Source organism: Paenibacillus sp. FSL R10-2788 (assembly GCF_038003885.1).
In the GTDB taxonomy this organism is placed as follows: domain Bacteria; phylum Bacillota; class Bacilli; order Paenibacillales; family Paenibacillaceae; genus Paenibacillus_AQ; species Paenibacillus_AQ odorifer.
On sequence record NZ_JBBOQA010000001.1, the window covers coordinates 4,557,564 to 4,575,372 of the forward strand.

The window sequence follows — 17,809 nt, forward strand, 5'->3', positions numbered from 1 at the left end:
TTCTCAATTATGCAGTTTCCAAAACAGGCAACAGAATTTCGAATACTTTTCCGTGCTGCAGAATAGTCAATCCACGAGATTTGTCTCTCATTACGACAACCTCTGGTTTTACAGACATACGCTCCAGATAGTGCTCAGGCACGTCACCGGAATGACTGATCGTAATGCCCTCTACTTCTTGCTCTTCATTTTCTTCCAGCGGGCTTTCCACTACGCGGTCAAAAATATCCGAGAATACCTCAAAATTATCTGTGTATACAGAAATGCATTTCATCTCTATCCCATCCTCTTCTTCAACTCTAACTTTTAACTTTTTGGCGTATGATCTTTAGCTTTCCTGACGACAGCCGTTTTCATACGTTTTTTGCCCTCTCGACATACATCAAGGAGCGGACAAACCTGACATTTTGGATTCTGAGCCTTACAGTGATATCGTCCGAAAAAGATTAGCCGGTGATGCGTGAGCGTCCATTCATCACGTGGCACAGCCTTCATCAGCTTTTTCTCCACTTCCAGCACAGAATCTTTCCAGCCTGCCAATGCAAGTCGTTTAGCAACCCGCTCCACATGAGTGTCCACAGCAATGGCAGGAACTCCAAATGCGTTGGATACTACTACGTTAGCGGTTTTACGACCTACTCCTGGCAACGTTACAAGCAAGTCATGTGCCTCAGGCACTTCTCCGCCATACTGTTCTATGAGTATAGAGCACAGGCTTTGGATATGCTTAGCTTTGTTACGATATAAGCCGATGCGCCGGATATCCCCCTCCAATTCCTCCAGCGGCACAGAAATATAATCGATGGGGGCTTTGTACTTTTGGAACAGGTCCTCGGTCACTTTGTTCACCGTTGCATCCGTACATTGGGCTGACAGCAGCACCGCTATTGTCAATTCAAAAGCGTTACTGTGATTCAGCTCGCAATGTGCATCCGGAAACAAATCTCCAATCGTATCCAAAATGTGGCGGACGTCTGCAGCTTTCATAGTGTCCCCTCCACGGAGCAAAAACGCTCAGAAAATTCTATCGAGCGTCTCACCTCAAATGTTAGAAATATAAGCAAAGTATGTATTATAACGTATGGATTCATACATTTCAACACATACGATACTGGCATTATATTTCAAGTATTAACGCCTTGATTGTCCTAATAAGAACAGTAAGCGTTTAAGAGAGAAATATAAGACATACAGTATAAGAGCAATACTTATACTTTCTTATATTTCAAAAAAAACGTCTTGACGCAGGTAAAGCCCCCTGTGTCAAGACGGTGATTCACTCAGAAATCCACCATTGCAACTATTGTTTCACAATTTCAACCAAAATATCATTATTGAAATACATTATAATATTATCATTTTCTTTCAAAGATTGCACGGATAAAGTCGAATCTCCCTGATGAATATAAACATTAGCAGGAACAAAGAATTGATATTTATCGTTCAAATTAGGTCTCTTCGTCACCAATGAGTTTGTTGCACTCTCATAACGTGAGAATGTTCTACTGAGCTGAGACATAATACGAATCGTTGTAGATCCATCCGGATCCTTGCGAATCTCTACTCTGTCCCCTGCCGTCAAGTTGCTAAGAGCAGTCGTTGTCGAGCCGTCACGAATGATTTTGACTCCTCCACTTACCGCTAAGGTCTGTGCAGCTCCAGCATAATCCTTCACGACTACGCTATTCCCAGCGGCATCTACAGAACTTACCTGGCCTGTTGTGAGCTTAACTGCTTGAATAGCCAGCGGTGAGCTACCATCAAAAGTCACATTAAGATAATCTCCCGCTTTTAAATCCGTTAGCTTAATGCTCTCACCAGCTTCATTGGTCAACGGGATTGCCAAAGTATTAATATCACTGGTTCCCCCATTCCATTTGATGCCCAAACGGTTGGTTCCAGAATTCACGGTTGCCGCTTCAACTTGCAGCACAGTCTTCACTTTCAATACCGCTATCAGATCCTGACCTGTAGTCAGTGAAGCCGTTACATTGCTTCCAATAGGAATATCACTTAGGGAAGGACTAGTCTTACCAAAGAGATCAACAAGTTGCGGATAAGGCATCGTTAAACTTTGTCCATCATTAAGCTTCAAAACAAGAGTTTTCGACGTAGAATTAACAGCTGTTAAAGTTCCTTCGTACTTTGTGACAATTTCCAAAGACAAAGCCCGCTGTCCTATTGCCTTCAGATTAACTTTGCGGTTCTCGATAAGTTTCGCACCCATATTAGTTAAGTTAGGCAATGCACCTTCATAAATCAGCTTTGTTTTCTCATCCAACTGAACCACATGGGCTTTTTTGCTGCTGTCCATAACTGTAAGGAGCTGTGTTTTGCTATTATAATCCACAATTGTTGCTCCACTATACTGCTCAATTTGGCGGCTTAACACTTCAATTTTGGTGACTTGATCGCTACTGTTTAAGGTAACCTGAATCTTGTCCCCACCTACTGCATCAGCAATAAGATCATCAGCTACTGCTCCACTCATGTTCGGAATAACAATCGTCGGTTTAGTGCCAAGCAGTTTAACCTCACGATTTCCGTCTGCTTTTTTGTAAACAACTGTGGAACTAGTCAGCTCGGTAAGTACCCCCTCAACTGTCCGTTCAACACCTTCCGTCACTTCTACAGTGCGGATCACATTATCTTGAATCGTATATTTCACCGCATTACCTGTCTTCAAATCTGCAGGTTTCAGCACTGATGCTTGGGAGCTGAATAATGAAGTCCCATCTTCCCATTTAAAAGTTTCTACTGTACCCGCGGTATTTTTGAAAGTAATGCTTTTGCCAGTAAGGTCTACACTTTGAATGGTGCCTGTTGTTGTTTTGTTAACGACCCCTGAAGTCACTTGAACCTTCACTACTTTATGCGAACCACTGTACGTTTCACGTTGCAGTGAAACTACACTATCTGTTACCAGCGAAGCAGGTTCAATTCCAGCTCCATTTACATCCACAAAGGAAGTAGTCTCATCGTAGTAGTATTCAGTGAACCCTGTTGGTGACTTTAACCAAAGCTTATTACCTGGAGCTACCATGGCGAAGTTTCCTGACAGAGTCTCTACTTGTTGTGTAGGGTCAGTCACTTCAACATAAGCCGCGTTATATGTCGCACCAATTACAGTAACCTTAGTGTAGGGTTGGACATCACTTAGATTGATTCTGCTTTCAGAAGCACTTGTGTAATAAGCAGTGCTTGCTCCCAGGGTATATGTAGAAGTCTTTCCGTTGTTATAGACGGATAGTTTCCCATCTGCTAATTGACTGATCGTTCCTGATACCGTGTTGTCGTATTCAACCGTATTGTGAGCTTCAGCGCGACTGAAAAAAGTCACCAATTGCGCACGTGTTACAGCGCCTTGCGGATCAAAACGATTGCCATCAAGTCCATTGGCTAGGCCTAAATCAACGGCAACGTTGATGTAACCACGTTTGTTGGCAGACACTTTGGTATCATCTGCAAAGCCAGTTGGCTCACTAGCAGCCCCTGCTGCATCTGCGCTTTTTCCAAGGGAGCGGATTAACAGCTCCGCAATCCATTCCCGGGATGCTTTACGCTCTCCCCAAGAAGTCTTCAGATTATCTGGAGCCATTTCGGTTGCTTTATCGAGTAATCCTTGTTGAAAAGCCAACACAACATAATCCTTGTAATAATTCGTAACCTTAAAATCGGTAGGCAATGCTACCGCAGAAGAAGCATCCACTTTATCCTGCAACTTCATAAACCGCAGGGCCATAAGCACTGCTTCCTGTTGAGTTACAGAATCTCCAGGACGGAACAATCCATTATTCCCAACCACAATTCCTTGTGAAGCGAGTTTGTAAATATGTTTTTCAGCCCAGAAGCCTGTCTTCACATCGCTAAAAATCCCTACAGATTGAGTAGTGGTTGATGTCGGTGTAGTGGCAGCTGTGTCTGCAAACACTGCACTTGCACCACCAAAAACCATAACACCAGCCATAACAGCCGACACTGCTTTATTAGAATAAGCCTTCAATGGACGTTTTGACCTTTTTTGCGCGGACAATAGATTATTCCCCTCTCTATGACTCAAATAAATAGTATGTTTAAAAATTCGTCAGCTAGATGCCTAATTCCTTTGTTGCATGACCAATTAAGAATTATCTCTAGTCATAGGATGCAATAGGTCCACATGGCCCATCAGACTTTCTACCTTTTCACCATCAACTAAAACTTCGATACTCTTTACTTCCGCAAATTGAAAATAAGTTTTGGCAAGTGAAGTAATGGCAAAGGATTCTCCACCCGCACCAAGCTGAGCTTCATCTGGTTTATGAATATCCATTACGATTTGACCCTCTACGAATTTCAATGATTTCAGCTCAATTTTACCCCATAAAGGTACAAGATCTGTATTCTCATTACTTTGCAGTGCTTTGAACGTCTCTGTATATTTCTCAACATCGTCAGAGTAGTTAATCGTAGTCTTAGCAGGCACTAAATCCATAATTTGCGAATCTGTGTAATAAACTTCAATACTCTGGCTTTGCTTTTGTGTCTCATTTTCTACCGGCTTCGATGACGGCTGTGTTTCTGCATTAGTATTATCTGCTGTCGGTTGCGGAGTGCTAGCCACTTCGCTTTCCTGATCATCAGACGGAGCTGGGGTACTTTCTCCCGCACCACTTACAACGTTTGTAGTATCTTGCTCCACTCCATTAGCAGGAGCTGCAGTAGGCTTATCTCCACAGCCAGCAATCACTAGTAGAAGCAGCGCAGCAACCCCAACCATAGTCCATTTTTGTTTAAACATTAATAAACGCCTCCTCTAGATGAATACGGGCAGACAGGTACCGCAAAACCACTTCTTGCCTTTTTATAGATAAAAGCAGAAAGCTGACTTTGCGGCGCTCGTCTGCCACTGGTCTGTTATTTTATACCCAAATATTCCTTGATTCCACTCACTATTGAAGCAGCAACTTTGTTTTGTAATGCTTCCGTAAATAGCAATGTCTCATCCTTCTTATTGCTAAGGTATCCTACTTCAAGTAGAACAGCAGGCATTTTCGTTTCACGAATGACATGGAAATTCCCGTATCGTACACCGCGATCACTAAGCCCTGTAGCCTCAACTAGATACTTATGCATCACTTTCGCTAAGGCCTTACTGGCTTCCCGCTGATAATACGTTTCTGTCCCGCTTGCCGCAGAAGATGCGGAACTGTTGGCATGTACAGAAATGAATAGATCTGCTTTTAAATTATTAGCCATAGCCGCCCTATCCTTGAGCTCCAAGAATGTATCGTCACTGCGTGTCAGTACGACGTCGATATTACTTTCTTTTTTCAGCAATGCTGCTGTCTTAAGTACTATAGCTAAATTAAAATTCTTTTCGTATTTTCCTGTTACTCCTACTGCACCAGAATCTTTAGCTCCGTGCCCTGCATCCAGTACTACGAGCTTCTTGCCATCATTACCTGGCTGTGTTGAAGTATCATCCGTACTTTCTGCATTCAGGTCAATGATGACCAACTTAGAATCAGTTCCAGATACGCTGATGTTATAATTCTTAGGATAATTCAAATCAATTACAAAACGTACAGTATAAGGGTTGGAGCTATAAAGCGAATACCGTACGCCTGATACATCAGGATAATCCTTCACTTCCAGTTTGCCATTCAGATCAGGATCAAGAACTTGTCCCGTACCAAACAGATCTGAGAAAGTGGCATTAGGAAAATCAATAACTAACCGATCCGGCCCTGTCATTACACTTACTTTTGGCGCTGAATTACCTTCCATCGCAATGCTCAAACGATTCTCACTAAAGCTCAAACCATTTATCATGGTTAAATTCTTAGTAGGATCTACCGGCGGAACAACCTCAGATCCACCATTTCCAGAGTTTCCATCTGAACTTCCGTTTTCATTTGAGGATCCTGGGGTAATAAGGTACACGATCTTCTTTGCATTATCCCAAGTGACGGTGAGACCAAACTGCTCACTTATGAACCGTATAGGTACAAGTGTCGTATCACTCCGCAGGACAGGTGCAGTGGTAAGCTGTACTGTTTTGTCATCAACCGAAGCTGTCTTTTGATTAACAATAAGTTTGATGACCTTACCTTGCTGTTCAATCGTCACCGTTTTGCTTTTTTGATCCCAGCCCACGGTATAACCAAGACTCTCGGAGATCAATCTCAACGGTACCATGATAGTATCATTCACATTTTCAACCGGTACTTTTTGCCCTGCAGTAATCTCTTTGCCGTCCAGATAAATCTTGCTATTCGCGGCAGCAGCATGTCCATGCTCAGGCAAAACCAACACAAAGAGCAACAAAAACAACATCAAACTGAATTTCTTCATTCTTCACCTCTAAGAATCTAGTATTCGCCTGTGAATGGCGATCGTGGTGCCCTGTCTCCGTCAACCTCAGACCTCTATTAGACGCTGGTAATCTATAAAGGTTGCGAATATATTCCATAAAAATTGAGAAATCTCACCAACCTCAAATCTTAAAGCCCCAGATATTCCTTAATCCCGGCAACAATTTCTCTCGCTAATTTCTCTTGAAGCTGCTCACTATACATCGCCGACTCATTCCCTGAATTTGTAAGATATCCTACCTCCAGCAAGACTGCCGGCATAGTAGTTTCTCGTGTAACATGTAGGCTTTTCGTACGAATCCCGTTGTCTTTAAAACCAGTAGCGGCTAATAAATGCTTATGCATAATCTGAGCAAGAGGCAGACTATCACTGCGAGAATAATAGGTTTCACTGCCATTTATTTTATCTCTATTTGGATATCCAACATCTAGCGAATTCGCGTGCACTGAAATAAAGAGATTCGCTTTAGCAGCCTCCGCAATTTTCACGCGATCCTGAAGCCCCAAGGTAGCATCATCCGTTCGAGTAAAGACCACGTCAACTAATGCTTCCTGCGTTAATAGCGTTTGTACTTTGCGGATGACGGCCAGATTGAAGTCTTTTTCCAGCTTGCCTGTGAGACTGACAGCTCCAGATTGAGTTCCGCCATGCCCCGCATCTAGAACTACAATGGGTTTACCTAACGTTCCATTAGCCCCTGGGGTGTTGCCTCCGCTGCTAGTTACATTCAAATCAATCGTAACCAGCCCGGTGCTTTCATCCGTACTAAGCTGGTACGGTTGATTTCCAACCGTTTGAATTACGAATCTGACAGTGGACGGACTCACACTGAACAGTGCATAACGGATCTCAGAAACGAGCGGGTAGCCGGCAACGTCCAGCTTACCTTGTGGACCGCCAGTGGTGGTAACACCCGTAAGACTTCCAATGAAATCCGGATCGAACGCAGCACCCGGAAAATCTACGACGATTCGATCAGGGTTGCTCATTTTTGTAACGTTAGGCTTAGTAGCCCCCGACACAGCGATAATAAGTCGGTTCTCAGTGAATACTGCCCCGTTTACTAGAGGGCCTGTTGGAATTCCTGCTGTGCTTCCCGGTGCCGTAGTTGTTTGTGGAACTGGTGTCGGGCTGGGTGAAGTCACTACACTGCCAGCAGTTGTCCCGTTGTCACTTCCCGGCGTAGCACTTGGAGTTGGGACAGGTGTATTAGTTGCTGTTGGATTGGTAGTATTCCCCTCAGGTGTCATTGCAGAATTGCTAACTTGTCCACCTGTCAAATAGACAGTTTTATCAACATTATCCCAGCCCACCTTTAAGCCGAACTGTTCGCTTACGAAACGAATTGGAACGAGTACTGTGCCGCCACTCTGCTTAGGAGCTGCATTTAAATCAAACGTCACCCCATCTGCATCAGCTGTTTTCCGTCCTACCGCCAGCTCAATGCTTTTACCATCCTGGTGAACGGTTACTTTCCGGGTCTGCTGCTCCCATAACACCTCGAATCCAAGATTCTCTACTACCACTCTGACCGGAATCATAACGCTACCATTTACGTTTTCGAGCTTAATTCCTTTTGGCAAAGCAAGTTCCTGATTGTCCATAATAATTCTGCCTGCGCTGCTACCAGCTGCGGCAGCTTCTTGTCCGGTGGATGATAATAATAATAATGGCAGTAACAAAAGCAGCAATATACGAAGCCCAGCTCTTCTCATTCTCATTTTCCGCTCCTTCTGCAAGTAATAGATCCTAGATAAGTATTTAGACGACAGAAATCACCAAATGTTTCCTTAATGACCAATGAATATATCGATTATAGCAAAAAAACTTCTATTTCCGACACCCGGAAATAGAAGTTTTGCGTATCTTTTGTAAAGTTTAAGAATCAGACCAGTTATATCCTCTTTTTAAGAGAATAGCTTGGCAGCATGACGCTCTTCATAAGCAGCAATTTCATCCGCATGTTGAAGGGTCAAACCGATATCATCCAAGCCTTGCAGCAGGAATTGACGACGGTGCTCATCCAGATCAAAGTTGATGCTCAGTCCGAATTCATCTTGTAAAGCGTTGTTCTCAAGATCAACTGTCAGCTTGTAGTCCTCATGCTCAGCTGTCCGTTTGAACAATTCATCCACTTGCTCTTCCGAAAGCTTAATCGGCAGAATGCCGTTCTTAAAGCAGTTATTGTAGAAGATATCCGCATAAGAAGGTGCAATTACAACTCTGAACCCGTAATCCATAATCGCCCATGGTGCATGCTCCCGAGAGGATCCACAACCAAAGTTAGCGCGTGAGATCAGAACAGAAGCCCCTTGATAACGTGGTTTATTCATTTCGAAGGCTGGATTATCGTTACCTTCTTCATCAAAACGCCATTCATAGAACAAAAACTGTCCAAATCCCGTCCGTTCAATCCGTTTCAAAAACTGTTTCGGAATAATCGCATCCGTATCTACATTCACCCGGTCAACTGGTGCAACAATTCCTGTTAATTTTTTAAAAGCATCCATAGTTTTATCCTCCCGTGTTCTCTCTAGTTCTATGAGCTGACGGCTTCCGTCTTATAATTCCAATCACGTACATCAGTGAAACGACCTTTGATCGCAGCTGCGGCTGCCATAGCTGGAGATACCAGATGTGTACGTCCTCCGCGTCCTTGGCGTCCTTCAAAGTTACGGTTCGAGGTAGATGCACAGCGTTGTCCAGGCTGCAGAACATCCGGGTTCATGGCCAAGCACATGCTGCATCCCGCTTCACGCCATTCAAAGCCAGCTTCAGTAAAGACTTTATCAAGTCCTTCTTTCTCAGCCTGCATCTTAACACGGCCCGAGCCTGGAACAACAATGGCAGTAACCTTTTCAGACACCTTATGACCTTTAGCTACCACTGCTGCAGCTCTCAAATCTTCGATCCGTCCGTTAGTGCAGGAACCAATAAATACATAATCAATCGGAATTTCAGAAATAGGTGTTCCAGGAGTCAAATCCATATATTCAAGCGCTTTTTCAGCAGCTTTACGTTCATTTTCAGTGGTGAAGTCAGCCGGATTCGGTACGCTGGAGTTGATGTCAGTACCCATGCCCGGGCTAGTCCCCCAGGTCACTTGTGGAATCAATGTTTCCACATCAAATTCAACAACCGTATCGTACTGAGCGCCCTCGTCGCTTACAAGACTCTTCCATGCTTCTACAGCAGCATCATAAGCCTCGCCTTGCGGTACGTATTGACGTCCACGCAGATAATTAAAAGTAGTTTCATCAGGGGCAATCAAGCCAGCTCTTGCTCCACCTTCGATCGACATATTGCAGACAGTCATACGTTCTTCCATCGACAATTCACGAATAGCTTCGCCTGTATACTCAATTACATAACCTGTGGCAAAATCAGTACCGTACTTAGCAATAACACCTAGGATCATATCTTTTGCTGTTACGCCAGGGTTACGTTTGCCTGTAAAGCGTACTTCCATTGTCTTAGCTTTGGATTGCTGCAAACATTGCGTAGCCATTACATGTTCAACTTCACTAGTTCCGATACCGAATGCCAGTGCGCCGAATGCACCATGCGTTGAGGTATGGCTGTCGCCGCAAACGATAGTTTTGCCAGGATGTGTCAAGCCGATTTCAGGACCCATTACGTGTACAACGCCTTGATCAATATCATTCAGATCGAACAGTCTTACACCAAAATCAGCACAGTTCTTAGAAAGGGTATCAATTTGTTGCTTGGAGATTGGATCTTTAATGTTAAAACGATCTTTAGTTGGTACGTTATGATCCATCGTTGCGAAAGTCAGCTCAGGACGGCGAACCTTCCGGTTGCTGAGACGAAGCCCTTCAAAAGCCTGTGGAGAAGTTACTTCATGAACCAAATGCAGATCAATATAAATAATGCTAGGTTTACCTTCCTCTTGATGAATAACGTGATTCTCCCAAATCTTCTCAAACATTGTCTTGTTGCTCATAATTTCACCTCATTAATAGAATCGTTCATTGGAAGAGAGCGTGGAGTCTCTCTTGAATGATCTAAATATAACACCCCTGTCTTTATAATTCCAAGATATGATATCTATAAAAGTGATAGCCTGAACCTATAAGCCGAGTTAGGGTATGTTGAGGCGCAATATGTAGGAGCGATGAGCAAGTGTGAGGTGTTGGTGCGATGCGCAAGCGTAGTGTGTAGAAGCGATACGCAAGTGTGATGTGTAGGTGCGATGCGCAAGCGTAGTGTGTAGGTGCGTTTAGTTGTATTTTGTACAGCTATATTCCTGTGAATCATTCGTTAATGAATATAGCTGCATTTTGTACAGCTATTTTCTTGAATTATCGCCTTATAGCTGGGAACTCTAGTTTTTAGTTGTATAGAATACACTTAAAACCAAAATGATCCCTTTTGCATACGAAATAGCTGTACAAAATACAGTTATTTCATAGATACTCTCAAGATCCGGCGCTAAAAATATACTGTTAGAGGATATCGGATACTTCGGTCAGTGTTGGAGGGTTAATCTCTTGAAATCAAGCCCGCAAATCCTGAGGAGCGATGAAGTGAAAGCTCTTTCGGGTTGCCTATACAAAACTATAATCCAATAGGATATACTTATAAGTAAATCATTTTCCTAAGGAGTTCATACATGGAACTGAGACAACTGCAGTATGTGCTGCAAATCGCAGCCGAAAAAAACTTCTCTCGTGCAGCGGACAAGCTGCATATTGCCCAGCCCTCGCTCAGCCAGCAGCTTTCCAAACTGGAAAAAGAGCTCGGCGTAATGCTGTTTCAGCGTAATACCAGCTCAGTTGAGCTGACCTACGCAGGTTCTAAATTCGTTGAACAAGCCCAGATTATCATTGACGCAGTGGAGCTGCTGCGGCAAGAAATGTCCGACATATCAGAACTGCGTACTGGACGTGTAGTTGTGGGTAGTATGCCGATTACAGGTGCACATCTTCTGCCGCATGTACTTCCAGTTTTTAAACAAAATTATCCTGAGGTAGAAATAACGCTGCTCGAAGACTCGTCAATGAACCTAGAGAAGCTCACGGCAAGTGGCCAAACCGATTTAAGCCTGCTCTCCTTACCCCTCGAAATTCCTGCACTAGCTTATGAAGAGCTTGGAGAGGAAAGAATCGATCTCGCTGTTCCTCCTGAACATCCACTCGCTAAACGAATCCTAGATGGAACACGGACCTCACTTGAAGAGCTTAAGGACGAACCTTTTATCGTACTTAAGGAAGGTCAGGGCTTCCGCAAAATGACTGTGGAACTATGCCGGAAAGCCGGATTCGAGCCACGAATCGTTTTCGAGAGCAATAATATGGAAACCGTTCAATCCCTAGTGGCAACAGGTATGGGCGTGACTCTTGTTCCTCGTTTTATCGCTCGTGCACCGCGGAGTGAATTTGTTCCAGTCTACTTACCGCTCGCTGATCCAGTGCCTAGTCGTACGCTAGTTGTAGCATATCGACGCGGACGATATTTATCCAAGGCCGCAAAGGCTTTTGTAGAGACATTCAAATCAACAGTGTCTGAATTAACGGAAGAATAGAATATATACAAATAAAGTGCCCCAGTAACCATTCGCGTGGTTGTCGGGGCACTTTTTCAGGTAAACCTCTTTTAACAGTACTAGATTATTTACGCAAATTACGCTGTGTAATCAGGCGGTTCTGATCATCCGACACATGTGCTTTACTTGAATCAGCCAATCCCTTATCAACTGGAGCCCCGGTGTGCTCTTCCACAAATTCACGAGTCACACTATTCTGAAGCTCTGCTACTTCGTTTGAATCTTGATTCTGTCCCTGCTCGGCATTGTTGTCTTTAGTCAATTTAATCCACCTCCTGGTAACAGATTATAAGTTCTTTACCCCTTCTCTTTGAGGTTAAACATAATATTTAGAGCTTTCTGCATGAAGAAATATATCCTACGTTTTCCCTTTGCAATGCAACGAGCTCCATGGTATTCTATTGAAAATAAGTGAAACGTGCAGACGGGACCAGTAAGAATGAGTCTAACCGCGCCTAGAGAGTAGATTCCGACAGGCTGAAAGAATTTACCGCGGTTTTCGTTCCGAATCCTACCCCCGAGCGGCCTGTGTCTAACAGGACGGATCCTCCCGTTATGAGAATGAAGTCGGATGATCCCTCATCAATGAAGGTGGTACCGCGGAAGTTTATAAGCTTTCGTCCTTTGCTAAGTCTAAGGATGGGGGCTTTTTGTTGTTTTCAGGACTTAATAAACGAAGAGGATGTGGACAGAAATGACGACGCGAATCGTGGTCAAAATAGGCAGCAGCTCGCTGACCGGACCCGAGGGCGGTTTGAATCGTGAAGCAGTCTCCTTTTTTGCCTCAGAGATTGCCGAGTTGAAGAAAAACGGCTGTGAGGTGTTGTTAGTAACCTCTGGTGCGGTAGCCGCAGGCTTCCGCAGTATCGGTTATCCAGCACGTCCGAAGCTGCTGCATGAGAAGCAGGCCGCTGCGGCTGTTGGCCAGGTGCTGCTGATGCAAGCCTATCAGGAAGCTTTTGCCCAGCATGGAATTACTACCGCGCAAATATTGCTGACTCGCACCGATTTCTGCAGCCGCAGAGCCATGAATAACGCTATGATGACTGTAGAAGAGCTGCTTCGCCAAGGAGCGGTGCCCGTATTTAACGAAAATGACACTGTCTCCGTAGATGAACTGAAATTTGGCGATAACGATACCCTCTCTGCGCTAGTAGCCAACCTGTTAAAAGCCTCTAGATTACTTGTCTTAACCGACATGGATGGTTTATACAGTGGAGATCCCCGCAAGCATCCGGATGCTGTCCGCTATCAGTTCGTAGATGACATTACACCGGAGATATATGCTATTGCTGGTGGAGCTGGCTCTAGTGTTGGAACAGGCGGTATGCGATCAAAAATCGATGCGGCCAAGATCGCTACTCGGGGTGGTGTTCCTGTCTTTGTCGGAAGAGCCACCGAACCTGGAGATTTACAGCTTGCTGCAACAGGAGAAGGCAGGGGCACTTATTTTGCAACGAAGCTATCCTCTCTCCCCGTCAAAAAGCAATGGCTTGGCTTTATGTCTACCCCTCTCGGCTCCCTGTACGTGGACGAAGGGGCTGTAGAAGCTTTGCTACATGGCGGTCACAGCCTGTTGCCTGTAGGCGTCAAACAGACAGAGGGTAGCTTTCACGCAGGAGATGTTGTAGAAGTACTTGGACCCGACTCCAAATTGCTTGGACGTGGGATTGTAAATTACGATGATGCTCAGCTGCGCAGCATTCAAGGTCTGCCAAGCCGTGAGATTGTACCAAAGCTGGGAGAAGTACACCGGCTTGAGGTCATTCACCGTGACGAATGGATTACACTGAGATAAACAATTTTTTTTCAATTCAAATATAGGGAGGAATCGTCATGAGTGAAGTAATTAATAAGAGTAAATTAGCCAAGGTGACTACAGGAGTTCTAGCAAGCTTAACAACTGGCCAGAAGAATGAAGCACTGCTGGTCATGGCCGATGCGCTTCGCCGCGAAGCTCCCGCCATTATCACCGCCAACGCGGAGGATTTGGAACGAGGAAGACTCAATGGAACTCCGGAATCCATGCTCGACCGGTTAGCGTTAGATGTGGACCGGATTAACAGCATTGCCGAAGGCCTGCAACAAATCGCTGTATTACCGGATCCTATCGGTGACACGCTAGAAAGCATTGAACGTCCTAACGGCCTCAACATCCAGAAGCTGCGTGTTCCGCTTGGTGTGATCGGCATCATCTACGAGGCACGTCCCAATGTAACTGTTGATGCTGCAGGTCTATGTCTCAAAACCGGCAACGCTGTTGTGTTGCGCGGGGGCTCCTCTGCCCTGTCCTCCAACCGTAAAATTGTCGAGGTTCTGCACAATGCTCTTGCTGAAACCTCAATGCCGCCTAACGCGCTTCAGCTGATTGAAGATCCTAATCGTTCTTCAGTAGATGAAATGCTAAAGCTGAACGGACTTTTAGATGTGATTATCCCGCGCGGAGGCAGCTCTCTTATTCAAAATGTAGTCCTTAACGCAACCGTTCCTGTAATTGAAACTGGAGCAGGCATCTGCCATACTTATCTCGACACAACTGCCTTGCCAGAAATGGCACGGGACATTAGTTTAAATGCCAAAGCTCAGCGCCCTTCGGTATGTAACTCTATGGAAACACTACTCGTTCATCAGGATTACGCGAGCAAATATCTGTTATCCTTAGCCGAAGCATTTCGTGAGGTTCATGTAGAACTTCGTGGCTGTCAACAAACCATCTCTCTTGTCCCATGGGTATTACCTGCAACCGTAGAAGACTATGCTACAGAATACAACGATTATATCCTTAATATTAGAATCGTCAGTGATTTGGAAGATGCTATGCAGCATATCGCGCAGTATGGTACGAAACATTCGGATTGTATCGTAACAGAAGATCAGGAGAACGCCACACGCTTTTTACAAGAAGTGGATGCTGCCGCTGTTTATCACAATGCCTCAACCCGCTTCACGGATGGCTTTGAATTTGGATTCGGTGCAGAGATTGGTATCAGTACCCAGAAACTCCACGCTCGTGGCCCGATGGGTCTGCCTGCTCTAACTTCAACCAAATATAAGATCTACGGAACGGGACAAATTCGGGGTTAGTATACACGTTTAAGTTTTCTATCACACAACTTTTAGGAGGATTTTAGCCATGTGTCAGCATCCATCAGTTCCACTCATGAATCATAATATTGTTTTTTATGGCGCAGGCTCCATGGCAGAAGCCATCGTTCGCGGGATGATTAGCCGCAATATCGTGAAGTCCGATAATGTCATCATGCTCAATCGCAGCAGCAGTGAACGTCTGGCAGAACTAAAAAGCCGTTATGGTGTAATAGGCACAAATGATCCCGAACAAAAAATAGAATACTTACGGAACGCACCAGTAATAGTACTGGCAATGAAACCTAAAGATGCTGCAGAATCCTTACGCGGACTAGGTCCAATTCTTTCTCCGGATCAGATCGTAGTTTCTGTCATTGCAGGTCTATCTATTCGCACCATGCAAGGTCTACTTGGCAAAGCACAGCCTATTGTTCGCACAATGCCTAACACTTCCAGTTCCATCGGTCTGGGTGCCACTGGTCTAGCCTTCTCCAAAGAAGTAGACGAAAGAGGCCGTCGCCTTGCTCTTAATATCTTTGAGGCTGTCGGGCTTACAACAGTCATTGATGAGGAACGTATGGAAACCTTGACCGGAATTTCAGGCAGCGGGCCTGCGTATATCTATTACATGATGGAAGCCATGATCGCCGCTGGTATCCGTGGTGGGCTGCCACTTGATCAAAGCACCGAATTAACTGTTCAAACAGTGCTGGGTGCTGCCCGAATGGTACAACAGACGGGAGAAGAACCCGCAGCACTCCGTAAGAAGGTTACTTCCCCTAACGGTTCAACACAAGCAGCTATAGAAGTGCTTGAACGAGGGGAATTCTTTGAAACTGTGATTGCTGCAGTTAACCGATGTGCCGAGCGCTCACGTGAAATGGGTGCTGCCCTAGAGAAAGAGCTTCGTTCTTAACCAAAAAAAGATCGCAGTCCATCCCCTCATCGGGTGGGAAGCGATCTTTTTTTTATCTTGTTACAACATTTCCATAATTATCTCTTACGATTACCTTTAGATTTACAGGAGCCGCAATGGTCACGTTCAATGCATTCCTGGAGTTATCGAATACTAGATGTCTAGGTATGTCTCCTAAAATGACGTAAAATGTGTCTCCGACTTGTTTAGTTTGCAACAGCCGCTTCTCTTGCTCTTGCTTGAGTTGCCCTTCTGCCGTGGAATAACTCCCAAATACATTCAACTCGTTCCCAGCCGTTCGATCAACCATAATTCCATAAGGTTCAGCAGCCTGGATTATAAGTGTGCCTACACCCTGTGGAACATTCCCCTTCCATTCCGGCAAGGAATAATTCTCCTCCGTAGATGAGATCACATGTCTAAGTTCTTGTGTTAATCCTAAAGAGCTGACTCCTGCGAATACTAAACAGCACACTGCCAGAAATCCGACGAACAGAACACTTAGCACATCATAGTACATTTTCCCTTTACCACGGAACCATAAGGTGTAAATTACAATTTCTAAACCAAGTAAGATAAAAATGAGCGGCCACCAAGCAAGCGTTGTCTCGAACACATCCGCTCCTTTCCACTGAGAGACCATTATTAATGCCCCCAGAAATAAAAGGCTCAGTCCCATCGACAACGTACCTACACGCCAACTTCTAGATTTCCCTTCGTTCACTGGAAACTCGCTAGTTACCATGACTCCCGGCTCTACTTCTACTGGATTATTCAAGATTGACCCCCCGCCCCTTTTCTACTCTTATTATTCTTACTTCCAGTCATCAGCTTCACCCCACCACCAATCAATAACACGGAGACGACAATGGTCTTAAAATATTCATTTACGCGATATTCCAGCCGCCATTCTGGAAATCTGATATCGATGGCAGGAACTGCGACATTCACAACAATAAAGTATAATCCGAGACACATCAGGACTGCTCCGAGCCAGCCTTGATGATTTAAGAAACCTTCGATAACCGGCTTATCCTGCAAAGGTTCACGTCCATATCGGCTAACTAACTGTAAGCCATCGAATAAGCTATAGAACCAAATGACCGGGATAAGGAAAAAGAGCAATGTTAACCGCAATAGATCCATGACATAAATACTTCCTAAGAAAAGAAGCATGAGCTGGAGTCCTCTTTTTTGCAGTCCCAGATACATCTGTCCAGCACCAGGAAATGCGGAGAGTAATGTCGCTAATACTTTGCTGCGTCGACCTTCCTCACGTCCAGCCTCCATCTCTTCGAATAATGTGCGGTCAACAAGCATTTCTCCTGCTTGTTTACGATGGATCAGCTGAACTGCATCAAACATGCAATACAGCCAAATTACTGGCAATACTCCAAACAGCAGCAAAAATGCATCACTCGAAGTAATTCCGGCCAAGAACAACATAACGGTCATGAATCCGAAAAAAGAAATCAGAAAGGATAGTCCACGCTGCATCAGCCCCATATGAAAATGACCCAATCCAGGAATGAAAGACAATAAAATGACATGTACACGGTCATTATCCTCCGTCTTTACGGGCATAGTAGAACTAAAATCCGGCATTGATCCATCAGGCGCTACAATTGGAGTGGGCATTTGCAGTAATTTAATCACCAGATGAATCATCGAAAGAATCCATAGAAGTAAGAATCCGATCACTCCCAATGCCAGAATTCCCTCATCCCCTTCAGCCATAGCGATTAAGAATGACATAAATAACACACCAAAGCTTAGCAAAAAATAAACAATCCCTTGTGGGCGTCTTCCCATATAATAATGACCTGCTCCAGGAATCATATTAAGAAAAAGACCCTTAATTTTATTACGCTGCTGTTGCATTG

At 44.6% G+C, this 17,809-nt stretch carries 15 protein-coding genes; 4 read left to right on the forward strand and 11 right to left on the reverse strand.

What is annotated here, in order from left to right; translation table 11 throughout:
* Window positions 1-7: 7 nt before the first annotated feature.
* From NSQ50_RS20245 to leuC, 8 genes are all read right to left on the reverse strand, one after another.
* The gene (locus NSQ50_RS20245; protein ID WP_036676334.1) at window positions 8-274 is read right to left on the reverse strand and encodes a hypothetical protein; all 267 of its coding nucleotides are present in this window, start codon (window positions 272-274) and stop codon (window positions 8-10) included.
* Between the two features lie 32 nt (window positions 275-306).
* Window positions 307-987 carry an endonuclease III gene (gene nth / locus NSQ50_RS20250; protein WP_036676333.1) on the reverse strand — a complete coding sequence of 227 codons (681 nt, stop codon included), beginning with the start codon at window positions 985-987 and terminating at the stop codon, window positions 307-309.
* Window positions 988-1,300: 313 nt separating this feature from the next.
* Complete coding sequence (locus NSQ50_RS20255) at window positions 1,301-4,033, reverse strand: S-layer homology domain-containing protein (RefSeq protein ID WP_081386865.1); 2,733 nt, start codon at window positions 4,031-4,033, stop codon at window positions 1,301-1,303.
* A gap of 87 nt (window positions 4,034-4,120) precedes the next feature.
* A complete protein-coding gene (locus NSQ50_RS20260; protein ID WP_036676330.1) occupies window positions 4,121-4,780 on the reverse strand; it encodes a GerMN domain-containing protein in 660 nt (219 codons plus the stop codon).
* A 116-nt stretch (window positions 4,781-4,896) separates the two neighbouring features.
* Window positions 4,897-6,336 carry an N-acetylmuramoyl-L-alanine amidase gene (locus NSQ50_RS20265; protein WP_038572397.1) on the reverse strand — a complete coding sequence of 480 codons (1,440 nt, stop codon included), beginning with the start codon at window positions 6,334-6,336 and terminating at the stop codon, window positions 4,897-4,899.
* A gap of 149 nt (window positions 6,337-6,485) precedes the next feature.
* Window positions 6,486-8,078, reverse strand: coding sequence for an N-acetylmuramoyl-L-alanine amidase family protein (locus tag NSQ50_RS20270; RefSeq protein ID WP_081386864.1), 1,593 nt, complete (start codon window positions 8,076-8,078; stop codon window positions 6,486-6,488).
* Window positions 8,079-8,264: 186 nt separating this feature from the next.
* Window positions 8,265-8,867, reverse strand: a complete 603-nt coding sequence (gene leuD / locus NSQ50_RS20275) for a 3-isopropylmalate dehydratase small subunit (protein WP_036676325.1) — start codon at window positions 8,865-8,867, stop codon at window positions 8,265-8,267.
* A 29-nt stretch (window positions 8,868-8,896) separates the two neighbouring features.
* Window positions 8,897-10,321, reverse strand: coding sequence for a 3-isopropylmalate dehydratase large subunit (gene leuC / locus NSQ50_RS20280; protein ID WP_036676324.1), 1,425 nt, complete (start codon window positions 10,319-10,321; stop codon window positions 8,897-8,899).
* 669 nt (window positions 10,322-10,990) lie between these two features.
* On the opposite strand from leuC, the gene NSQ50_RS20285 reads away from it, so the two are divergent.
* On the forward strand, window positions 10,991-11,902 hold the full coding sequence (locus NSQ50_RS20285; RefSeq protein WP_076101451.1) for a LysR family transcriptional regulator: 912 nt from the start codon (window positions 10,991-10,993) through the stop codon (window positions 11,900-11,902).
* An 85-nt stretch (window positions 11,903-11,987) separates the two neighbouring features.
* Here the strand turns inward: NSQ50_RS20285 and NSQ50_RS20290 are convergent, their stop codons facing one another.
* Entirely contained in the window at window positions 11,988-12,185 is a 198-nt protein-coding gene (locus tag NSQ50_RS20290; protein WP_036676321.1) for a hypothetical protein, read from the reverse strand.
* Window positions 12,186-12,617: 432 nt separating this feature from the next.
* On the opposite strand from NSQ50_RS20290, the gene proB reads away from it, so the two are divergent.
* From proB to proC, 3 genes are read left to right on the forward strand one after another with little or no spacing between them, the layout of a single operon-like run.
* The gene (gene proB / locus NSQ50_RS20295; RefSeq protein ID WP_076101454.1) at window positions 12,618-13,721 is read left to right on the forward strand and encodes a glutamate 5-kinase; all 1,104 of its coding nucleotides are present in this window, start codon (window positions 12,618-12,620) and stop codon (window positions 13,719-13,721) included.
* 38 nt (window positions 13,722-13,759) lie between these two features.
* Window positions 13,760-15,007 (forward strand): glutamate-5-semialdehyde dehydrogenase, encoded by a 1,248-nt coding sequence (locus NSQ50_RS20300; RefSeq protein ID WP_076223068.1) that lies wholly within the window; start codon window positions 13,760-13,762, stop codon window positions 15,005-15,007.
* Window positions 15,008-15,056: 49 nt separating this feature from the next.
* Window positions 15,057-15,926, forward strand: a complete 870-nt coding sequence (proC, locus tag NSQ50_RS20305; RefSeq protein WP_038572403.1) for a pyrroline-5-carboxylate reductase — start codon at window positions 15,057-15,059, stop codon at window positions 15,924-15,926.
* A gap of 52 nt (window positions 15,927-15,978) precedes the next feature.
* Here proC and NSQ50_RS20310 read toward each other — a convergent pair whose 3' ends face one another.
* Entirely contained in the window at window positions 15,979-16,704 is a 726-nt protein-coding gene (locus NSQ50_RS20310; RefSeq protein WP_051490914.1) for a hypothetical protein, read from the reverse strand.
* The gene (locus NSQ50_RS20315) at window positions 16,701-17,807 is read right to left on the reverse strand and encodes a hypothetical protein (RefSeq protein WP_076223066.1); all 1,107 of its coding nucleotides are present in this window, start codon (window positions 17,805-17,807) and stop codon (window positions 16,701-16,703) included. Before NSQ50_RS20315 ends, NSQ50_RS20310 begins: the two co-directional genes overlap by 4 nt.
* Window positions 17,808-17,809 lie beyond the last annotated feature (2 nt).